This window comes from Desulfothermus okinawensis JCM 13304, assembly GCF_054654515.1.
In genome coordinates this window covers 69,067-88,420 of record NZ_BAAIEW010000004.1, presented here as the reverse complement: position 1 = coordinate 88,420, position 19,354 = coordinate 69,067, and the positions used below count along the sequence as shown (strand labels likewise).

The 19,354-nt window shown below is 36.0% G+C and carries 17 protein-coding genes; 12 read left to right on the top strand and 5 right to left on the bottom strand.

Annotation, left to right across the window (positions count from 1 at the left end; translation table 11 throughout):
* Positions 1–4 precede the first annotated feature (4 nt).
* The 3 genes from qrcC to ACYQ0O_RS02895 all read left to right on the top strand — a co-directional run bounded on the left by qrcC (position 5) and on the right by ACYQ0O_RS02895 (position 2,886).
* Complete coding sequence (qrcC, locus tag ACYQ0O_RS02905; RefSeq protein WP_075069697.1) at positions 5–772, top strand: menaquinone reductase iron-sulfur cluster-binding subunit QrcC; 768 nt, start codon at positions 5–7, stop codon at positions 770–772.
* A 7-nt stretch (positions 773–779) separates the two neighbouring features.
* Positions 780–2,012: a menaquinone reductase integral membrane subunit QrcD gene (gene qrcD / locus ACYQ0O_RS02900; RefSeq protein WP_459890460.1), complete on the top strand. Its 1,233-nt coding sequence runs from the start codon at positions 780–782 to the stop codon at positions 2,010–2,012.
* A 64-nt stretch (positions 2,013–2,076) separates the two neighbouring features.
* Positions 2,077–2,886 carry a TatD family hydrolase gene (locus ACYQ0O_RS02895; RefSeq protein WP_459890458.1) on the top strand — a complete coding sequence of 270 codons (810 nt, stop codon included), beginning with the start codon at positions 2,077–2,079 and terminating at the stop codon, positions 2,884–2,886.
* A gap of 71 nt (positions 2,887–2,957) precedes the next feature.
* On the opposite strand, the gene ACYQ0O_RS02890 is transcribed toward ACYQ0O_RS02895, so the two are convergent.
* Positions 2,958–4,202 carry a PAN domain-containing protein gene (locus ACYQ0O_RS02890; protein ID WP_459890456.1) on the bottom strand — a complete coding sequence of 415 codons (1,245 nt, stop codon included), beginning with the start codon at positions 4,200–4,202 and terminating at the stop codon, positions 2,958–2,960.
* Between the two features lie 198 nt (positions 4,203–4,400).
* Between ACYQ0O_RS02890 and ACYQ0O_RS02885 the strand changes: the two genes are divergently transcribed.
* From ACYQ0O_RS02885 to ACYQ0O_RS02850, 8 genes are all read left to right on the top strand, one after another.
* Entirely contained in the window at positions 4,401–5,204 is an 804-nt protein-coding gene (locus ACYQ0O_RS02885; protein WP_459890454.1) for a phosphate ABC transporter substrate-binding protein, read from the top strand.
* Positions 5,205–5,289: 85 nt separating this feature from the next.
* Positions 5,290–6,180: a phosphate ABC transporter permease subunit PstC gene (pstC, locus tag ACYQ0O_RS02880; protein WP_459890452.1), complete on the top strand. Its 891-nt coding sequence runs from the start codon at positions 5,290–5,292 to the stop codon at positions 6,178–6,180.
* A 19-nt stretch (positions 6,181–6,199) separates the two neighbouring features.
* A complete protein-coding gene (pstA, locus tag ACYQ0O_RS02875) occupies positions 6,200–7,054 on the top strand; it encodes a phosphate ABC transporter permease PstA (RefSeq protein WP_459890450.1) in 855 nt (284 codons plus the stop codon).
* A gap of 8 nt (positions 7,055–7,062) precedes the next feature.
* Entirely contained in the window at positions 7,063–8,838 is a 1,776-nt protein-coding gene (locus tag ACYQ0O_RS02870; RefSeq protein WP_459890448.1) for a sensor histidine kinase, read from the top strand.
* 42 nt (positions 8,839–8,880) lie between these two features.
* Positions 8,881–9,645 (top strand): phosphate ABC transporter ATP-binding protein PstB, encoded by a 765-nt coding sequence (gene pstB, locus ACYQ0O_RS02865; RefSeq protein WP_459890446.1) that lies wholly within the window; start codon positions 8,881–8,883, stop codon positions 9,643–9,645.
* Positions 9,646–9,654: 9 nt separating this feature from the next.
* Positions 9,655–10,323, top strand: coding sequence for a phosphate signaling complex protein PhoU (phoU, locus tag ACYQ0O_RS02860; RefSeq protein ID WP_459890444.1), 669 nt, complete (start codon positions 9,655–9,657; stop codon positions 10,321–10,323).
* A gap of 6 nt (positions 10,324–10,329) precedes the next feature.
* Positions 10,330–11,010 carry a response regulator transcription factor gene (locus tag ACYQ0O_RS02855; RefSeq protein WP_459890442.1) on the top strand — a complete coding sequence of 227 codons (681 nt, stop codon included), beginning with the start codon at positions 10,330–10,332 and terminating at the stop codon, positions 11,008–11,010.
* A gap of 199 nt (positions 11,011–11,209) precedes the next feature.
* A complete protein-coding gene (locus tag ACYQ0O_RS02850; RefSeq protein WP_459890440.1) occupies positions 11,210–12,076 on the top strand; it encodes a PEP-CTERM sorting domain-containing protein in 867 nt (288 codons plus the stop codon).
* A gap of 257 nt (positions 12,077–12,333) precedes the next feature.
* Here ACYQ0O_RS02850 and csm6 read toward each other — a convergent pair whose 3' ends face one another.
* Genes csm6 through cas1 form a run of 3 tightly spaced genes read right to left on the bottom strand, consistent with a single transcriptional unit; the run spans position 12,334 to position 14,906 of the window.
* Positions 12,334–13,449, bottom strand: coding sequence for a CRISPR-associated ring nuclease Csm6 (gene csm6 / locus ACYQ0O_RS02845; RefSeq protein WP_459890438.1), 1,116 nt, complete (start codon positions 13,447–13,449; stop codon positions 12,334–12,336).
* Positions 13,450–13,453: 4 nt separating this feature from the next.
* The gene (cas2, locus tag ACYQ0O_RS02840) at positions 13,454–13,729 is read right to left on the bottom strand and encodes a CRISPR-associated endonuclease Cas2 (RefSeq protein WP_075069665.1); all 276 of its coding nucleotides are present in this window, start codon (positions 13,727–13,729) and stop codon (positions 13,454–13,456) included.
* 10 nt (positions 13,730–13,739) lie between these two features.
* A complete protein-coding gene (cas1, locus tag ACYQ0O_RS02835; protein WP_459890436.1) occupies positions 13,740–14,906 on the bottom strand; it encodes a CRISPR-associated endonuclease Cas1 in 1,167 nt (388 codons plus the stop codon).
* Between the two features lie 154 nt (positions 14,907–15,060).
* Here cas1 and ACYQ0O_RS02830 point away from each other — a divergent pair, with 154 nt between their 5' ends.
* A complete protein-coding gene (locus ACYQ0O_RS02830; RefSeq protein ID WP_459890434.1) occupies positions 15,061–15,579 on the top strand; it encodes a hypothetical protein in 519 nt (172 codons plus the stop codon).
* Positions 15,580–16,031: 452 nt separating this feature from the next.
* On the opposite strand, the gene ACYQ0O_RS02825 is transcribed toward ACYQ0O_RS02830, so the two are convergent.
* On the bottom strand, positions 16,032–19,352 hold the full coding sequence (locus tag ACYQ0O_RS02825) for an SNF2-related protein (protein ID WP_459890432.1): 3,321 nt from the start codon (positions 19,350–19,352) through the stop codon (positions 16,032–16,034).
* Between the last annotated feature and the right edge of the window lie 2 nt (positions 19,353–19,354).

Sequence of the window (19,354 nt, the reverse complement as noted above, 5' to 3'; positions counted from 1 at the left end):
ACTTATGCAAATTCATCATGAGTTTGAAGTAAGATGGGGAATGGTCATAGACATAGATAAGTGTACAGGATGTGGTGCCTGTGTTGTTGCATGTCAGGCGGAAAATAACATTCCTCCAGCCACACAACCTTTTGACAGACTCAGGACTGTTCATTGGCTTATTGTATATAAACTTACCAATAAAAAGACAGGAAAAGACTATGACGAGGCATACCTTCCAAGGCCCTGTATGCAGTGTGGACATCCCTTGTGTGCATCAGTATGCCCTGTTGTGGCCACCACAAAAGATGAAGAAGGCGGGATAGTTTCTCAGATATATCCAAGGTGTATAGGATGTAGATACTGCATGGCTGGATGCCCATATCATGCAAGGGTCTTTAATTGGTTTGATCCAGTTTGGCCAGAAGGGATGGAAAAGTCTCTCACACCTTTTGTCTCCTCCAGACCCAGGGGGGTGGTGGAAAAGTGTACCTTTTGCCATCACAGGTTCCAAATGGCCAAGGAACGGGCCAGGGTCCAGGGTAAAAACCCTCTGGACTTAGAAGAAGATGCCTATCAACCAGCATGTGTGGAGGCATGTCCAACAGGTGCAATCTCCTTTGGCAATTTAAACAACCCAAAACATAAAGTGGCTAAGCTCATAAAAAGTAAGTACGCCTTTAGATTATTGGAAAAACTGGGCACAGAACCCCAGGTTTATTATATGAGCAGAAGAAAGTGGGTTAGAGAACAAGCAGATAATGAAATAAAACACCAAAAACAAAAGGGGTAAAAAGGATATGATAGATGAAAAATTTATCCCAGAAGGTGTAGATAGGTGTTCCTTTCCAAAATTTGTTGGCTGGATGATGTTCTTATTTGTAATTTTATTTATCGGGATAATTGCTGCCATAAAGATCCTGTGGAAAGGACTGGGAGTCACAGGCCTTAATAACTATTTTGGATTTGGACTGTGGATAACCTTTGACCTTGCAGTAATTGCCCTTGGAGCCGGGGCATTTTTTAGCGGCTTTTTGAGGTATATCTTAAGGATAGATGAGCTAAAACATATCATAAATCTTGCTGTTATTATTGGTTTTTTGTGCTATTCTGGAGCTATGATGATCTTGGCCCTGGATGTGGGACAGCCACTTAGGGCGTGGTTTGGATACTGGCACCCAAATGTCCATTCCATGTTAACTGAAGTTATCTTTTGTATAACCTGTTACCTCATGGTGCTCACAATTGAATATCTTCCAATAATACTTGAAAACAGACAGATAAACAAAAATCCATTTTGTCATCATATGGGACATAATTTTCATGTGTTTATGCCCCTTTTTGCTGCAGTTGGTACATTTTTATCCTTTTTCCATCAGGGATCACTGGGTGGCATGTATGGTGTATTATTTGGAAGGCCCTTTGCCTTTAGAGAAGGATTTTTCATCTGGCCATGGACATTTTTTCTCTTTGTACTTTCAGCAATTGCCTCTGGTCCACTTTTCACAGTGTTAATCTGCACAGCAATAGAAAAACTCACAAAAAAGAAACTAGTTGACTACTCAGTGAAAGACTTAATGGGTAAAATTTCAGGTATCTTACTGGTTATTTACCTGTTTTTCAAAATATTAGATACTTATGCATGGGCCAAAGGAATTTTACCTAAAATGGGATTTACCTTTGATCAAATGTTTAATCAGGTGTATGGGAAATGGCTCTTGTGGACAGAGATTGGAATATGTGGAATTATTCCTGCCATAATGTTGATTATTCCAAAAATAAGAAAGATACCAGCACTACTCTATATTGCAGGAATCCTGACATGTAGTGGGATTGTGATAAACAGATTTGTATTCACTGTTCAGACCCTGGCAATTCCTGTTCTGCCATTTGATAAGTGGCAGGTATACATTCCCAATTGGACAGAATGGGCCACATCCTTTATGGTAATCGCATATGCAGCAATAATAATTTCCCTTTCCTACAGATACTTACCAGTATTTCCCCAGGAAAAATATCTAAACACCAAATAAAAACAAAAGGGGCATACCTTATGCCCCTTTTTTACTCCAACAAACTTCAAAAGAGGTACTGTTTATGAAAAAAAGAATTATGGATACTCTTGTGCTACCATCTGGTGGAATGGATACACATGCACATCTAGATCTTGAGAACTTTTCAAAAGATTTAGATGAAGTAATAAAAAGGGCTAATTCAAAAGGGGTAACATATATTGTAAATGTATTTTTAGACATAATTTCATACAAAAATAAGAAAAATCTCTTTGAGAATTATCAAAATATCTATTTCACCCTTGGTATCCATCCCCATGAAGCCAGTAAAGTGAGTGAACAAGATATTAGTGGAATGGTCAATATATTTAAACAGGATTCAAAATTAAGGGCAGTTGGTGAAATCGGACTTGATTATTACAGGAATTATTCACCAAAACAAGACCAGATAAATGTATTTAAAATGCAACTTGAGATTGCAAAGCAACTGGATATGCCAGTAGTTATACATTCAAGGGACGCAGATAAAGATACATTAAAAATACTTAAAGATATGGGATTTAAAGATAGACCTTTAATGTGGCACTGTTTTACAAAGGACATGGAACTTGGAGATGAGATACTAAAAAATGGCTGGATGATCTCAATACCAGGGCCAGTTACCTTTTCAAAGACAGAAAAACTACAAGAAGCAGTAAGTAAAATCCCTATAGAAAGAATGGTAGTTGAAACAGATTGCCCTTTTTTAACACCTCATCCCTTTAGGGGAAAAAGAAATGAACCAGGTTATGTGGTTTATACTGCAAAAAAAATTTCAGAAATAAAGAAAATCCATATTGAGAAGGCATGGGAAATATTGGCAAATAATGGTAAAAGGTTTTTTAATATATCATGATCTAAAATAGATAAGGATACTTTTATGGTATTAGTAGCCAGCCCCCTCCAGGGGGGCAATACAAAATCGTATTACTTAATCTTTTCCCCATTCCAATCACCATCCCATCTGCCTGTATTAAATCCATATCGCCAGTGTCCATTAAATCTCTTTGCATCACGTGTAAAAATAAAAAAGCAATCACCAGCATCGTGATTGGGCTGATAAGTTGGTGCCTCCTTCCATATACAGGTAAGTTTGTTTCCATTAAGGGTACCCTCTAATTTCCCATTGTCATGGGAATATTCCCCATATACCTTAGTTCCCATTTGTTTTATTTTTACTATTCCAAAATTAGTACTCCACTCGCCTGAAATATCAATGAAATTTTGTGTGTGGAACCCATTTAAATGTGTCCTGTACACGCTGTTTGCCCAAAAACCTCCACATATCTTGCTGGGATCTCCACTACATTTCATATCACAATTATTAGCTGGACCATATTTTCCATAACTATTTCCACAAAAACACTGGGATGAGTATTGAACTGATGCGTATTTAAACCCCTTTCTGGCACAAATATCAATACACATCTTGGGAGTCATCTCCTTGGATCCATACATAAAACCATCCAGGTCCCTTCCCTGGGTTCCTGAAGGATTACCCCTGTCTTTAAAACAACCAATATAATATTTATTTAAATCATATGAATTAAAACTGCTAGCCCCACTTTGTGTATTACTTTGTTTACCAGAGCACTCTATATATTTAAATCCATCGCAAAATCCCTGATCACAAATCTGGCCAGTACCAATAACCTTTGTAGGGGTTATATTGCCAATATCTGGTGCCATTTCCCATCTCACTGCCTCTGTATAACCCTGTTTTTTACAAAACTCATCAGCAGCAGGTTTACCACACTGAGACGCCCATACCCTACACCAGTCCAACCTATACCCTGAAATCTCGGGATTATAAAATACCCTATTACCACTTATAGTATTTTCATCTCTCTTTTTTACCCCAGATACAGTATATTTATTTTGAACAGGACCTGGTACTGTGTATTTTAACCAGCACCTAGGATATGGCCCCTGGTAACCTGGCTTCACAAAGGTCCATGCCTTACACTTTGGATCACTGTCACATGCCTGCTTACACAGTGATGGATCATTTTCTGGAAGGTCAAAGTTTCTGTAATCATACCCTGGCCTATCAATATTGTATTCATAATTATTAACTCCAACTGTGTCATACGCAAAGGCCATCACCACATAACAAAGCCCAATAATCAAGAACAAACAAAGATGGGTAAAAAGTCTTATTTTTGTCTTCATATAAGCCCTCCCTAACTAAAGTTTAATATTATATAACACTTAAGCTTTTTTTTATTATTTTTCAATAAATTTTTGAAAATTACACCTCAAATAATAGGCTTGTCATCTAAAAAATTCACCCAAAAATAACTTAGCTGTAACATAGATGTAACAAATTGAGTCCATACAAGTGGGGAACAAAAAAAAGGAGGTAATGTTATGAGAAAGGTCTGTCTATTCCTAGTTTTGTTTTTCATGGCAAACTTTGCCTTTGGTGGGTCCATTCAAATCAAAGGTTCAACCACTGTATTGCCCATTGCCCAGAAGGTGGCAGAGACATTTATGAAGGAGCACCCTGAGATCCGTATCTCTATCTCAGGTGGAGGCTCAGGTAATGGGATAAAGGCACTTATTGATGGCACCACAGATATTGCTGATGCATCCAGGTTTATAAAAATAAAGGAAGTCAAAATGGCACTTGATAAAGGCAGGTACCCTGTTCCCTTTGCAGTTGCCTATGATTGTATTATTCCAGTGGTACATCCAAAAAATCCAGTTTCCAACCTGACAATAAAACAACTAAGAGACATTTATACTGGAAGGATTAAAAATTGGAAAGAGTTAGGTTGGGTGAATAAAAGAATTGTAGTTATATCCAGGGACACATCCTCTGGAACATATGAAGTATGGGAAAAAAAGATACTTAAAGAAGCCAGGGTATATCCAGGGGCAGAGCTGCAGGCATCAAATGGTGCTGTTGCTCAGGCAGTTTCCAAAAATAAATATGCAATTGGTTATATTGGTCTTGGGTACTTAAACAAACATTTAAAGCAGCTAAAGGTTAATGGAGTGTTGGGGAGCCCGGAGACTGCATTGGATGGGAGTTATCCAGTTGCAAGACCACTTTTTATGTTTACTCCTGGATGGCCCAAAAAGGATGTGGCAACCTTTATAAATTATGTTTTAAATCCATATAAAGGACAAAAACTAGTAAAGGAAGTTGGATATATCCCCCTTTATTAAAAAGAAAAAGGTCAGGCCTTATGGTGCCTGACCTTTTTTACAAATGTAATAGTTGTTCCTAACTTCTATCTGGAAGATACTAAAGATGGACAAAAATAGGATAAAAGAAAAAACAATAAAAGTGGTTTTGTTGCTCATTGCCTTAGCATCCCTTACCTTTGTGGTGCTTATAGTTTTTTTTCTGTTTCATGAAGGATTGCCTATTTTTGAGCATGTGAGTTTTAAGAAATTTTTCTTTGGAAAATACTGGTATCCCACATCTGATCCTCCAGATTTTGGAATCTTTCCACTTTTTATTGGTTCAGTATATGTAACCTTACTATCTTCTATAATTGCAGTCCCTATTGGAGTTATGACTGCTATATACCTAGCTGAAATGGCGTCTCCTTTTGTTAGAAAAATAGTAAAGCCATTGATTGAACTTTTAGCTGCCATCCCTTCCGTGGTAATTGGTTTCTTTGGGATGGTTGTGGTAGCTCCATTTCTACAGCAATACTTTGACCTGGCTACTGGACTAAATTTATTCAACGCATCTTTGATGCTTGCCTTTATGTCAATCCCCACTATTTGCAGTATATCTGAAGATTCAATATATGGTGTGCCTGTGGAATTAAAAGAAGGCTCTATGGCACTTGGGGCAACACACCTGCAAACAATCTTAAAGGTTATAATTCCCTCATCTATTTCAGGCATCTGTGTTGGGGTAACCCTGGGAATGGCAAGGGCAATTGGGGAGACAATGGTGGTTCTTATGGTGGCTGGTGGGGCTGCAATGATACCAGAATCTATATTTGATCCTGTAAGGCCAATGCCTGCCTCAATTGCCGCAGAAATGGCAGAGGCACCATATAAAAGTCTTCACTACCATGCCCTATTTGCCATAGGAATAGTGCTTTTTTTGTTTACCTGTGCATTTACCATGATTGCTGATTACATATCCCATAAATACAGAGAAAGGGGTAGCGCTACCCTCTAAAAATCAAAGGTGCTATCATATGTTCAAAAAACAAAACAAGCCCTTAGAGAAAATGGTATTTCTTATTTTTAGACTCTCTGCATTCATAAACATTTTAGCCCTGTCTCTTTTTTTGTATTTTTTAGTTAAAAACGGTATCTCCGCAATATCCTGGGAATTTTTGACATCACCACCAAAGGATATGATGACAAAGGGGGGGATATTTCCCTGTATCCTTGGTACATTTATATTGAGTTTTGGGGCTATGGCACTTGCCCTTCCATTTGGAATAGGTGCAGCAATTTATTTAAGTGAATATGCAAGAGAGGGCATTTTGCTAAGGCTAATTAGACTTGGAATAAACAACCTTGCTGGTGTTCCATCTATAGTATTTGGATTATTTGGGCTGGCCTTTTTTGCCACTTATCTAAAATTCAAAGTAAGTATATTAACAGGAATATGCACACTTGGCATACTGGTGTTGCCAGTAATAATAAGTACAGCAGAAGAGGCCATATCAAGTGTTCCCAATACTTACAGAGAGGCATCATTTGGACTGGGGGCAACAAAATGGCAAACAATAAGTAAGGTGGTCATTCCATCAGCCCTTCCAGGCATACTCACAGGTGCAATCTTAAGTCTCAGCAGGGCAGCAGGTGAAACCGCAGCAATTATGTACACAGCAGCTGTGTTCTTTTCACCTGACTTACCAAGATCCATCTTTGATCCAGTAATGGCATTGCCATATCACATTTATGTCCTTGCAACTGCAGGTACAGAAATAGAAAAGACCAGGCCCTTGCAATATGGATCAGCCCTTGTACTTGTACTATTAATTCTTGTAATGAACTTAATTGCCATATATATTAGGGGAAAAAAACAAGAAAAATTTTAGGTATCATTATGTCTTCAAATATTTCACTTAAATCCAAAATTATTCTTTCCATTTGGGTTATACTTCTAATAAGTATTTTAATCCCGTGGATTTATTTTGTAAATATAATAAAAAAAGAAGTTAATAGAGAGGCCCTATCAAATATTAAAAAAGAATTTATACTCATCAAATATATTTTAAAAAGTAATCCAAATATAAATAAAAACAACATAGATGACATTATAAAAGATGTGGGAGAAAAATTAGGGGACAGAATAACCTATATTTTAAGAGATGGAATTGTTATAGCTGACAGTAAGGTCTCTAAAAAAAGGCTAAGAAAATTAGATAATCATGCAACCAGGCCTGAAGTAATAATGGCAAGGAAATCAGGAAGTGGTTGGAGTATTAGATACAGTGGAACTATCCATAAAAAATTAATATATTATGCAAGACCCATAAATTTAAATAATCTCCCACCAGGTTATCTAAGAGTATCAAGGTATTATTCCATAATTGATACTACGTTAAATAGAATAAATTATCACATTATATATGTATTATTTTTCTCTCTCATAATTTCTGGTATAATAATTTCGTATTTTATCATACTAATTATAAAAAGATTAAACCCTATTATAGATTTAGCAGAATCTTTAAGTCAGGGGAAACAGGTGAGATTAATAAAAAAATCTCCAGCCAGGGAATTTGATAGACTGGTTAATGCCATAAACAATATGGCAGTTCAGATTACCAATAATTTAAATTTAATCTCAACCCAGAAAAAGGAATTAGAAGGCATATTTAATGGAATAGATGCACTGGTTGTTGCAGTTGACTGTTATGGAAAGATAATAAAATTTAATAAACCGTTTGAAGAGCATTTTAAAAATAGTCTTTTAGGTAAAAATCTGGCATCTATAATAATTAATAGAGAACTAATTGAAGGATTAGAGGATGTCTTAAACAACGGTACATATGTTAAGGGAATTATAATTAATATACATAAAAGATATTATAGCGTAAATATAATACCAATTTCATATAAAAAAGAAATAATGGCAATACTGGTATTTCACGATATAACAGAACAAAAAAAGTTGGATAAAATAAGAAGAGATTTTTTTGCAAATATTTCACATGAATTAAAGACACCTATTACATCTATTCAGGGATTTACTGAAACTATTTTAGACAATCCTGAGCTGGACAGGGAACAAATTGAATCTTTTCTAAAAAAAATAATTAAAAATTGTAATGAGATGAAGACACTAATAAATGGAATAATGGAAGTGTCCAAGATTGAGTCAGGAGACATTAAGCCCCATATGGAACTGGTGGATATAAAGGAAGTGTTGGAAGAGGTTTGGGCTGATCTAAAGGAAATTGCCAGGGGAAAAGATATTGAATTTAAAAATATAGATAGGTCCATTGAAATTAAATATGACAGACAAAAGTTGTATACAGTCCTTAAAAATCTAATACACAATAGCATTAAATTTTCAGGGGAAAGTGGTGAGATCTCTGTGGAAGTTAAAGAACACAAGAAATTTTTACAAATAGGGATAAAAGACTCTGGTGTTGGGATACCAGCAGGTGAACAGGACAGGGTTTTTGAGAGGTTTTATCAAACCAGAGGTGCCAAAAGATCAGGTGGATCTGGCTATGGTTTAGGTCTATCTATTTGCAAAAATATAGTGCGCTATTTTGGGGGTGATATATGGGTTGAGAGTCCTACTCTCCAGGACAACAGGGGATGTATTGTCTGGTTCACTATCCCTAACCCAGGATCAACAAAACAATAAACTGTTGAATTTCAATTATTACAAATTGTAGGTGATAACCACATGAAAGAGAATAAAATCAAAATAAAGGTAAAAAACTTGAGTTTTTTTTATGGGGAAAAGCAGGCACTATTTGATATTTCAATGGATATTTATGAAAATCAGGTAACTGCCCTTATTGGTCCCTCTGGATGTGGCAAAAGCACCTTTTTAAGATGTCTTAATAGGATGAATGACTTAATAGAGGGTTCCAGGATAAAGGGTGAGGTGTATCTGGACAATAGAAATATATATGAGCCCGAGGTTGATGTGGTAGATTTAAGAAGAAAGGTGGGAATGGTCTTTCAAAAACCAAATCCCTTTCCAAAATCAATTTTTGACAATGTGGCCTATGGTCTCATTGTTCAGGGTATTAAGGATAGGGACCTAATAGCTCAAAGGGTTGAAGATAGTTTAAAGATGGCTGCACTGTGGGATGATGTAAAAGATAGGTTAAGGGAATCTGCAATGGGACTTTCAGGAGGACAACAACAAAGGCTATGTATTGCCAGGGCCATTGCAGTCCAGCCAGAGGTATTGCTCATGGATGAACCTGCCTCTGCATTGGATCCCATTGCCACCAGAAAAATTGAAGAGCTAATATATGAGTTCAAAAAAAACTTCACAATTGTGATCGTTACCCATAACATGCAGCAGGCAGCAAGGATTGCAGATTTTACTGGATTCTTTTTTATGGGGAAATTAATTGAAATGGACAGGACAGAAATAATTTTCACAAAGCCCAATAAAAAACAAACAGAAGAATATATAACTGGAAGATTTGGATAAGGAGACCGTATGTACACTCATTTGCATGAAGAAATAGAACAATTAAAAACCCTTTCTCTAAAAATGGCATCCCGGGTAAAGGAGTCATTAAAAAACTGTATTTCTGCCTTTAAAAAAATGGATACTGATCTTGCCCAGGAGGTTATTGATGGAGATGAACTAATCAACCACCTGGAAGTAGAAATAGACAAAAATTGTTTAAAGCTCCTGGCCCTTGAAGGACCTGTTGCCAGTGATCTAAGATTCATACTGGGATGTATGAGGGCATCAATTGACCTTGAGAGGATTGGAGATGAGGCAGCAAATATTGCACAGGCAACTATTATATTAAGTCTTAAACCCGAGCTTCCCTTTTATGGAGAACTTAGATATATGGGAGACAAGGCCTTTGATATGCTTGATAGTGCCCTTGGTTCATTTTTTAAACCAGACCCAGATATGGCCATCAATGTATGCAAAATGGACTCCACTGTGGATAGGTTGTACGATAATATATTAAAAAAAATTATTGCCTATATGATTAAAGAGACTCCTGCAATTGAGAGATCTGTATATTGCATTAATATAGCAAAAAGATTTGAAAGAATCGCCGACCTTTCCACAAATATTGCAGAAAGTGGGGTATTTATTGCAAAGGGCATAAACATAAAGCACTATTGTCAGTTTGATAATAGATAAAAGATCATGGATAAAAAAAAGATTTTAATAATAGAAGATGAAGAAGATATCCAGGAAATTTTGAAGTTTAACATTGAACGTGCAGGTTTTATTACTTCTGTGTGTTCCACAGGTGAGAAGGCCCTTTGTATCCTTGAAAAGGATAGGTTTGATCTTATAGTTCTAGACTTGATGCTCCCTGATATGGATGGTCTGGACATTTTAAAAAAAATAAAACTAAATCCCTTAACAAAAGATACTGGAGTAATTATCTTAACTGCCAGAGGAGAGGAACTTGATAGGATCCTGGGTTTTGAACTTGGTGCAGAAGACTATGTGGTGAAACCCTTTAGTGTCAGGGAACTTATTCTAAGGATAAAGGCCGTGCTTAAAAGGACTCAGAACTCAACATCCAAAACAAAATGGCAATATAAATCACTTGTTATAGATCAAGAGAAAATGGAAGTAACAATAGATGGACAGGAAATTGGGCTAACAACTACAGAATTTAAACTACTTTTGGAGTTAATCAGGGCAGATGGCAAGGTACTCAGTAGGGAATATCTTTTAAATAGCGTATGGGGCTATGACTTTGAAGGATATGAGCGCACTGTGGATACACATATAAGAAGACTTAGGGCCAAACTTGGCCCTTATTCACAACTTATAAAAACAATCAGGGGAGTTGGTTATAAAATAAAAAATTGACCTTCCAAAAAATTTTTCCCTTCAGTATGCATTTATTTTCACTTACCAACTACACTTAAAACAAACAATTTGCACTTTTTTTCATAAAGAATCGATACATTTCAAAAAATAACAATAAATTCAATTTGTTATCAAAAACAAACTAAATGGCACACAACTTGCTTCATTTCCTCACAAATAACAAGCAAAAGGAGGTCCTATGAAAAATAAATACCTCGTATGGATTACACTACCATTTATTTTTATAAGTATTATATATATGCAAAATTTTTCATACGCACTTGGATTTGGACAAAACATAACAATCTATGACAACAGCTCTAATACACAAGATGAATGGTATGGAACACAGGAAGACAATGAAGTGGAACCAGAAGACCAGGCTGAACAAAAATGGGATTTAGAAGGATTTTTTTTGAATGGATATAAATTAAGTGTTATCGGTGGATTTGATTTTAAAAATGGAGTGGAAGGTATAACAGTTGGAGATATTTTCTTAGATATTGACGGAGATGCACGATATGGTGGTGATACACCAGATCCAAATAGACGTAGGCCAAACGATGTTGGATGGATTAATGATAATTATGGATATGACTATGCAATAAGGCTAAATTTTAATAATAATATCTTTAAAGTCTTTGAAATTAGAAATTCAGATCAATTGAAATATGTGTATTATTACAGTAATGATTTTTCAAGCCCATGGAGATATGCAAAAGAATATAATAAACAAAACAATAATGGATTAAAGATTGTCTACGGAGGAGATTTTGCTTATTACGAACATCCTTACTTTCAGAACAAGAATGTCTTACCCACTAATTTACAAGGTATTCCCTTACAAGGGAGTGACCATTACGGATTTTCAATTGACCTTTCTTTTTTACCACCAGGTACTACATTTATTAGTCATTTAACTATAAAGTGTGGAAATGACAATCTAATGGGCAAAGGTACACTCCCAAATCCAGTACCAGAGCCAGCTACCATGCTACTTTTTGGAACTGGTTTAATTGGATTTGCAGTGATTACAAGGAAAAAGATTAAGTCAGAACAAAATTAAGCTAATAATAGATTGGAAACTCTATAATAAAAATCCGTTCCCTTTTCATTATAAGGAACGGATTTTTATTTTTTCCATATCTAAAATAACAAATCTGGGGAGTCTCCGTGACCTGGAAGGTCAATGGCATACCCTCCTACCTCTGAAACTTGATAGACCCGTATATCTTTTGAACATCCAGAACCATGGATGTAAACATATGGCACTTTTTTTTAACTAAATAGCTAAGTTCCATAACTTCTTCCTTTGTCTTTTATTTAATATTTAATAAAGATCCTCTCCTTTGGTACATCTATGCCATAAATTTTAGTCCCATAGGCACCATAATCCTGTATTAGGGACTTACATGTAAAGTCCACTCCCCTCAACTTTTTATTTATCCTTGATCTGTGTTGTAAAAACCAAGAGCGAACATCCATCTTGTTCAAAGAAGCTTCAAATCTCTCCACACGCTGTGAGCAGTTCCCCAAAATCTTTCTATAATAGTCCAAAATCTCATGTAAATTGAACATGCCAGGGGAAACATAACACTCCCTGCATCCAGGCTCGCATACATCCTTTGTACATTGTAACTTATTATTTAGCATAAAAAAATAAATGGCCCTTTCAACTGGAGTTAAGTATAATTTTTGTCTAGATATAGTTATGGACAGATCAGATTCCGAGACTTCTATTACAGGCACGCATTCCTGTATCTTTTTTTGGGCAATATCCACCAGTAAATTCAACTCCAGGTCCTTTTTAAAATCTTCAACCAAATTGAGTCTTATAAAAGGTATATTTGCAAGGGTTATTTTGGCCTCACTGGTACACAACTTATGGTATTTTCCCTGCCTGGAATCATAGACTGTTATTATTTTAGGTGGATTAGGGGGGTAATAAAAATCAGGGTGTGATTCAAAGGGAGGACTTACAAGGACATGGGACATCTCATCTATCTCTTTTCCAAAAAATTGCATCCCCATACCCAAAAACAGACCCATTGTCTTTCTTCCACCAGCAATTGATGCATGTACCTGATTTTCTTCTAATACACACAAATCTTTTACTGTTTGCAATATAAAGGCAGCAGTCAATTTATTTACCCTGTCATCCACAATATCTATAACTTCTCCTGCCCCTTCTCCTATTACATGAATAGTCTGGAGATCAAATTTGGGCTTGGGAATCTCATAATTTTTTATTAGTTTATAAAAATAACCCTGTTCTGTATTTAATAAATTCTCCAGTATAAAATCCCTGCCAATTGATGTTGTAATAACGTGTATTTCATGAGGTATAAAAGGAGGATCCCTTAACACAGCAAGGGCATAGATGGTCTCTGTTATAATTTGTGGTGTTGTTCCTGATACACAGAGTAAAATCTTTCTCATAACTCTATATTATTACCCACCTATCAGCCTTTAATTTTATGGTAGTTCCCTGCACCTGGGCCTTATCCAAACAATCAGAACATATTTTGTAAATCCTAACAGAATCTGTCTCAACATCCAAGTACTGCACACAAAATTTTCTTATCTGAATTAAGTCATATTCAGACATATCGCATTCAAAAACAGATTTTTGTATGTTATATCCCAAATTTTTCAACAGATGATGAAATTTTGTCCTTACTTTATTATCTGAAATATCATATGTAATCACAACGTTCATAACATCCATCCTATTTTAAGACAAGTGGAACATAGGTCTTGATTTCATCCTCCACCACTTTTCTATATTGTCTTGCCTGTTCAAATATGGATTTTTCATAGGTTATTTTTCTATCCAGGGGCTCATAATAAAACTCAGTCTGCAACTTTTTCTCAAAGGCCTGTATAACCTTTTTCAGGGCATCTGGTTTCAATTTAACAGGCAACTTGCCCTTATCATTCCTGTTTGTATCAACCCCATCTTCCACAAACCTCTGGGGCGGAACATCAAAAAAATCACTGCTCTCGTCAGCACTCATAAGACCAAACTTGTCATTTACCACCTTTCCAATCTCTGCGTCTTCTGCTACCAGATTATCACTCTCTTCATCTATCTCTGGCCTTTTTTGTTCAAAATGTTCCTTTTTTAAGATTCCCAGATTAAAAAGAGAAAGGCACAGGGTATCCACAACAATTACCCTGAATTCTTCCATTAAATCCATAACAAGGGCATATCGCCCGTAATCAGGCATGTGCAAATTTCCCACAAATGGGTCTAAATTTGCTGCCCTTACAGCAGAATACACCCTATTGAATAAAAAGGTATAGAGTAGGGACAACACAGAATTTACAGGATCAGTTGGTGGCCTTCTAACCCTTTTTCTAAAACCCCAATCCTCGCTAAATCCTTCACTAAAACAAGAGAAATACAAAGCAGCCCCCTTGCCCTCATATCCCCTTACACTATCAACATTATCTGCCTGGTCAATTTTATCCATGAGTGACCTTATTTCATGAGCAACGTCTTTACACCTTCCCTTTGATTTTGTCCTTGAAATCCTCATTAACATATTGGCCATGCTCATAAATTTGGCCTTTACTATCCATTTTGAAATATTTAGCGGAAACTTATTATCATTTAACAGATCAAATTGTCTCTTTCGAAGAAAAAAATTCTTTGGCTCCTCTATCATGTATCTTCCAACAAATCTCCCATCTTTTGACAAAAATACAGTATCTATTTTTTCCTTAAAAATAGCCCTTCTCGCAGGTGCGGTAATTGCAATATTCCCAAAGACAATAATCTGCTCCAGCTTATGTAAAAATAACGTATGGAATATTGCATCTTCCTTTTTTACAAGTAGTCTATCTCCTTGTTTAACAATGGTTGCTCCTTGAGTTGTAACATAAACTCTCATGAAAAACTCCTTCTCCCTATTCCGTTTAACGGGTACCGATTCACGGATCACAGTTAAATTCCATGTAAACAAAACCAATTGACCTAAATCTAATTCTGATTTATTCAATATAAAAAATATTGATAGTTACTCCAAACAAAGGATCTAAGAAGATATGAAAAAAATATTTATCTGTATAATACTCACCTTAACATTACTTACTTCTATACCTCTCTTTGCCCAAAATACAGGTTTTACCCAGGAGGATAGAGAAAGACTTGTAAAAGTGGAAACCGCTCTACAGGTATTTATGGAGCAGGTGGACAAAAGGTTTGAACAAATTGATAAGAGGTTTGAGCAAATTGACAAGAGATTTGAGCAAATTGATAAGAGATTTGAACAAGTTGATAAGAGGTTTGAACAAATTGATAAGAGATTTGATGACGTAAACAAAAGGTTTGAAGATTTAATATCTTTTTTATGGATGATAGTTGGTATCTTCACCACATTAACTGCATCTGTAATAGGATTTGCCTATTGGGATAGAAGAACCATTATCAAAAAGGCAAAAGAAGAAACCATTGCTGATATTGAAAAATATGGCAGAGTGAGAGATTTAATCCATGCCTTACAGGAACTTGCACTAGAAGAGCCAAAAGTGGCGAGAATACTTAGAAATTATAACCTCTTCTAATAAAATTCTTTTTCCATTAACTTAGAAGTCTCAAGCTTTGATGTGTCTGTGTATGTGATCTGTGCCTGTGGTCTGTAACTTCCATATACACACACATACACCCACACTCACACACATACCACTAATCACTTGATCCATAACCAATCAATAATCGGGGCTAAAGAAATAGGCATTTTCCAATATTCGGTTCACTGTTCACGCCTCACGGTTCACGCCACTTTTGTGGCAATCCCTTCGCATCTCAGGTCTTTTGTAACATTTTTCCGCTGAGGTCTGCGGAAAACCTTTCCCCATAACACCTATCCTTTATTTCAATGAGCTAAAATAAGTTCTTAACAACAAAGTATTAAAAAATTTCTACACGATTTATGACTAATCCATAAATAAAAATAGTCAAAATCAACAAAAAACCCGATGATTTTAGTTCTTTGGTTAAATTTATATGAAACATTTCATTTAGTTTTTTTAACTACTTGTGCAGGCCAGAGAGAAAGTCCTTCCTTATCTATTAACAATATCTTATTTTGTTGAGCCTTTTCAATGGCTGAAGATGGGAAACCACTGGCATTAGTGACAACAACCTGTAATATTGGTTGTGGAACTTGGGGATAATATTTTATGGCTTTTAATATTTCATCTATTGCTTTATCTGAACATAGAGAATTCCTCTGGGTATGTTTGACCTGAATAATTAAATTGGGCCAACCTGAGCCTTTAGGAGCTAAAGCGATCACATCAGCTCCACGATCTCCAGAAATAGGAGTACGTTTAACATTATAGCCAAAGTCCCTTAATTTACTTAAAACCCATTCCTCAAATTGAAGCGGCTCCATCAAGTCCAGCCCATTAAAAAAATTATTAAGTTGTTCTCTATCATTGATTTCAGACTGATTACCCAACACTGTTTCATTGAAAAGTTGTTTTGCATCTTTTGATGTCCCTGAAGGAGGTGCCAATATGGTCTTAAAAAGTAATCTTTTATTATTTAGCAGTTCATGCAATTTTAAATCAAAGCTAAATTTATCCCAATTGGGATGTATAGCAATGGGATAATAAACATGTACCGGTTTTTGTTGAGATATCCTGTAAACACGATCAGTGCATTGATCCTCTACCGCAGGATTCCACCACCTAGACAAATGTATTACATGGTTAGCAGCGGTTATAGTAAATCCCACTCCTCCCGCTTTCGGTGAAAGAATCATTACATCAAAGTCACTACTTTTTTGAAATAACTCTACTCTTTTTTTGCGTTTAGGTCCAGAAATTGATCCATTTATTATCATAGGTGGAAGTGACAACTTATATCTTTTCTGAATTAGTTCTGCCAAATAACCTTGCATTGCTAATGATTCCAAAAAAATTAATACTTTTTCATTCCTATTTGCAATTTCATCTAAGACTTTAAAAGTAGTAATAAGTCTTGCAGAAGCTTGAATATACTCTAAATCTGAAAGTTCTGCAGCTTTCATATCTAGAGGATGCAGCGAAACACTCCTAAGCTTATGTAACGCCTCTAACATACCGCCTTTTCTACGTCCAAGTTTTTTAGCCCATGCAATAACTTGATCATATGCATCACTTTGTGGAGGTGGCATAGTCTCTTTTAAAATATGCTCTTTTTTCGGGGGAAGTCCTTTAAGATAGTCCGATTTTTGTCTTCGCATAAGTATGGATGGTTTTTTCCCCCTTGTTAGATGAAAATTCAATTTTTTAAGACACTCAATGGTTAACCCATTATCTTTTTCATATTTTGATGAAAACTCCTTTAAAGATCCCAATTCGCCAGGCCGAACTGTGTCGACTATACACCACATATCAACAGGTCTATTTTCTACAGGGGTCCCGGTTAATGCTAAAGCAAAGTCAGATTGCATAGCCTTAGCAGACCAACTAACCATTGTTGAGGGATTTTTAATTTTTTGAGCCTCATCAAATATAATTATTTTCCACTTAACCTGACCAAAACTATGTTGATAATCTCTTATTGTCTCATAGGTAGCTAAAACCCAACCAGCTTCAGCTAGCTCATTTGTATTTAAAGCAGGAACTCCGGTTTCAATTTCTTTTATGAATTGCCCTTTCCTTTTACGCAATTCTTTTAAAGTCCGTCCATATGCCTTAATTAAATCTCCTAGAGCCGATTCCTTAAGATGAGTTTGGCTTTGCTGGGCCCACTCATCTAAAAGACCTGTTGGAGCCACTACTAAAAACGGGCCTTTATTATACTTCCTCACCCAAGCCAAGAAAGCCAAAGCCTGTAATGTCTTGCCAAGCCCCATATCATCAGCCAAAATAGCCCCAGGACTGTCTGATATCCAATGTTCTTGGAGCCATTTCAATCCTTCTTCTTGATGGGGAAGCAGTTTTGTTTTTAATAAATCACAGGGAATTTCACCGTATTTGCCAGGTCTTTGTTCCCTTTTGTATTGTATCTCTATCTCTTCAAAATTACCCTTTATAATAAGAACATATTTTTCATAAGGCTTTTTAGACTTTTTCTTTTCACTTGGTTCAACTGGAGAAATAATGCCGATTAGTTGTTCCAATGCTTCCAATGTCTGTTGAGTAGCTGGTACTATATTACCTTTATAATTTACATTGGGCTCACCCTTATCCTTTGCTTCTATTACCTTCTGATGAAGACTCTCTATGTCTTGGGTATCTATCACAATCCATTGATCTCCAACTCGAATTCCTAGTACTTCAGGTGGCAACCATGGCTCTTTGCCCATTTTTTTAATAAATGGAAGAACTGGTGGACTCCAATGACCTATTTTTTTAACTCGCTCTCCATATTCCAAAGATTCTTGAAAGAGATTATCCACTAAAGATTCATCATAAAGCTGTCCCAACCCCTCCTTAAGAAATGGACGAGGATTAGTAATAAACCTTCGCCGCACCTCAGGCTCAGCAAGTTGATATTCTCTAACTATCTGAAGAGCCGTTCTTAATGGCTCTGAAAGCACAACAAACCAACCATTTCCCGCGGGATATTGCAAAGTTATCTTTTTTTTTCTACGAAAATGTCTTGAAAAGAATTCTTCACATGCTTTGGGCAAAACTCTCTCTAGTTCAAGACTCTCTTCATCATTAATTCCACCATTGGATTTATTGATTTGGCGAACCAATACAGGATCAAAATCTGGTTCTCCTTGTTCATTTACAAAGGGATCAATTGAAAAATGATGGGCCGTAACAACATTTATAGATGTCAAATAGTCTCCAAGAACTACATCTTTAGGTAATTTCTCTTTGATAGTACTTAATGCAACCAATCTTTCATCAATACTTTTTTGAGAAGCAGACTTAAAACGATCCAATGCCTCAATTATAGAATAATAGGGTTCTGTTAAGATATATTCTTTAGTACCCACTAAAATTAAACAACCTTTCCGTTGGGGATTTATTAGTGGAGTATTATCTGGTCGCCAAAAGGCATAAATAAAAGCAAAATCAGGGTCAGAAACAAGTCCTTTAGATTCAATATGAAGAGTAAAAGGTGCTGGTTCAGGCAAGGCAAGTTGGTGAAGCTCATCTGGATTGAGATCTGCAATTGCCAGGTGAGGAACTAAAACTTTTTTATCTCCTGCTTCTAAGGCAATTTCATCTTCAAGCATTCGCAATATTGGACCAACCCTTACTATCCTAGTATACTTTTTGTTTACTAAATCATATTTTGCCCATTCATTTATTTCTACAAAGTCTTTCTTTGTTTTACATATAAATAAAAAACCATCGTTATTAACTGTCCAATCAAAAAAGGCCTTCATAT

Bases quoted from the DNA above. Each gene is read 5' to 3' on its own strand.
- phoU (WP_459890444.1), top strand. From the start codon at position 9,655: ATGTACACTCATTTGCATGAAGAAATAGAACAATTAAAAACCCTTTCT.
- ACYQ0O_RS02855 (WP_459890442.1), top strand. From the start codon at position 10,330: ATGGATAAAAAAAAGATTTTAATAATAGAAGATGAAGAAGATATCCAG.
- ACYQ0O_RS02870 (WP_459890448.1), top strand. From the start codon at position 7,063: ATGTCTTCAAATATTTCACTTAAATCCAAAATTATTCTTTCCATTTGG.
- pstB (WP_459890446.1), top strand. From the start codon at position 8,881: ATGAAAGAGAATAAAATCAAAATAAAGGTAAAAAACTTGAGTTTTTTT.
- ACYQ0O_RS02830 (WP_459890434.1), top strand. From the start codon at position 15,061: ATGAAAAAAATATTTATCTGTATAATACTCACCTTAACATTACTTACT.
- pstA (WP_459890450.1), top strand. From the start codon at position 6,200: ATGTTCAAAAAACAAAACAAGCCCTTAGAGAAAATGGTATTTCTTATT.
- pstC (WP_459890452.1), top strand. From the start codon at position 5,290: ATGGACAAAAATAGGATAAAAGAAAAAACAATAAAAGTGGTTTTGTTG.
- qrcD (WP_459890460.1), top strand. From the start codon at position 780: ATGATAGATGAAAAATTTATCCCAGAAGGTGTAGATAGGTGTTCCTTT.
- ACYQ0O_RS02825 (WP_459890432.1), bottom strand. From the start codon at position 19,352: ATGAAGGCCTTTTTTGATTGGACAGTTAATAACGATGGTTTTTTATTT.
- cas1 (WP_459890436.1), bottom strand. From the start codon at position 14,906: ATGAGAGTTTATGTTACAACTCAAGGAGCAACCATTGTTAAACAAGGA.
- ACYQ0O_RS02895 (WP_459890458.1), top strand. From the start codon at position 2,077: ATGAAAAAAAGAATTATGGATACTCTTGTGCTACCATCTGGTGGAATG.
- csm6 (WP_459890438.1), bottom strand. From the start codon at position 13,449: ATGAGAAAGATTTTACTCTGTGTATCAGGAACAACACCACAAATTATA.
- cas2 (WP_075069665.1), bottom strand. From the start codon at position 13,729: ATGAACGTTGTGATTACATATGATATTTCAGATAATAAAGTAAGGACA.
- ACYQ0O_RS02850 (WP_459890440.1), top strand. From the start codon at position 11,210: ATGAAAAATAAATACCTCGTATGGATTACACTACCATTTATTTTTATA.
- qrcC (WP_075069697.1), top strand. From the start codon at position 5: ATGCAAATTCATCATGAGTTTGAAGTAAGATGGGGAATGGTCATAGAC.
- ACYQ0O_RS02885 (WP_459890454.1), top strand. From the start codon at position 4,401: ATGAGAAAGGTCTGTCTATTCCTAGTTTTGTTTTTCATGGCAAACTTT.
- ACYQ0O_RS02890 (WP_459890456.1), bottom strand. From the start codon at position 4,202: ATGAAGACAAAAATAAGACTTTTTACCCATCTTTGTTTGTTCTTGATT.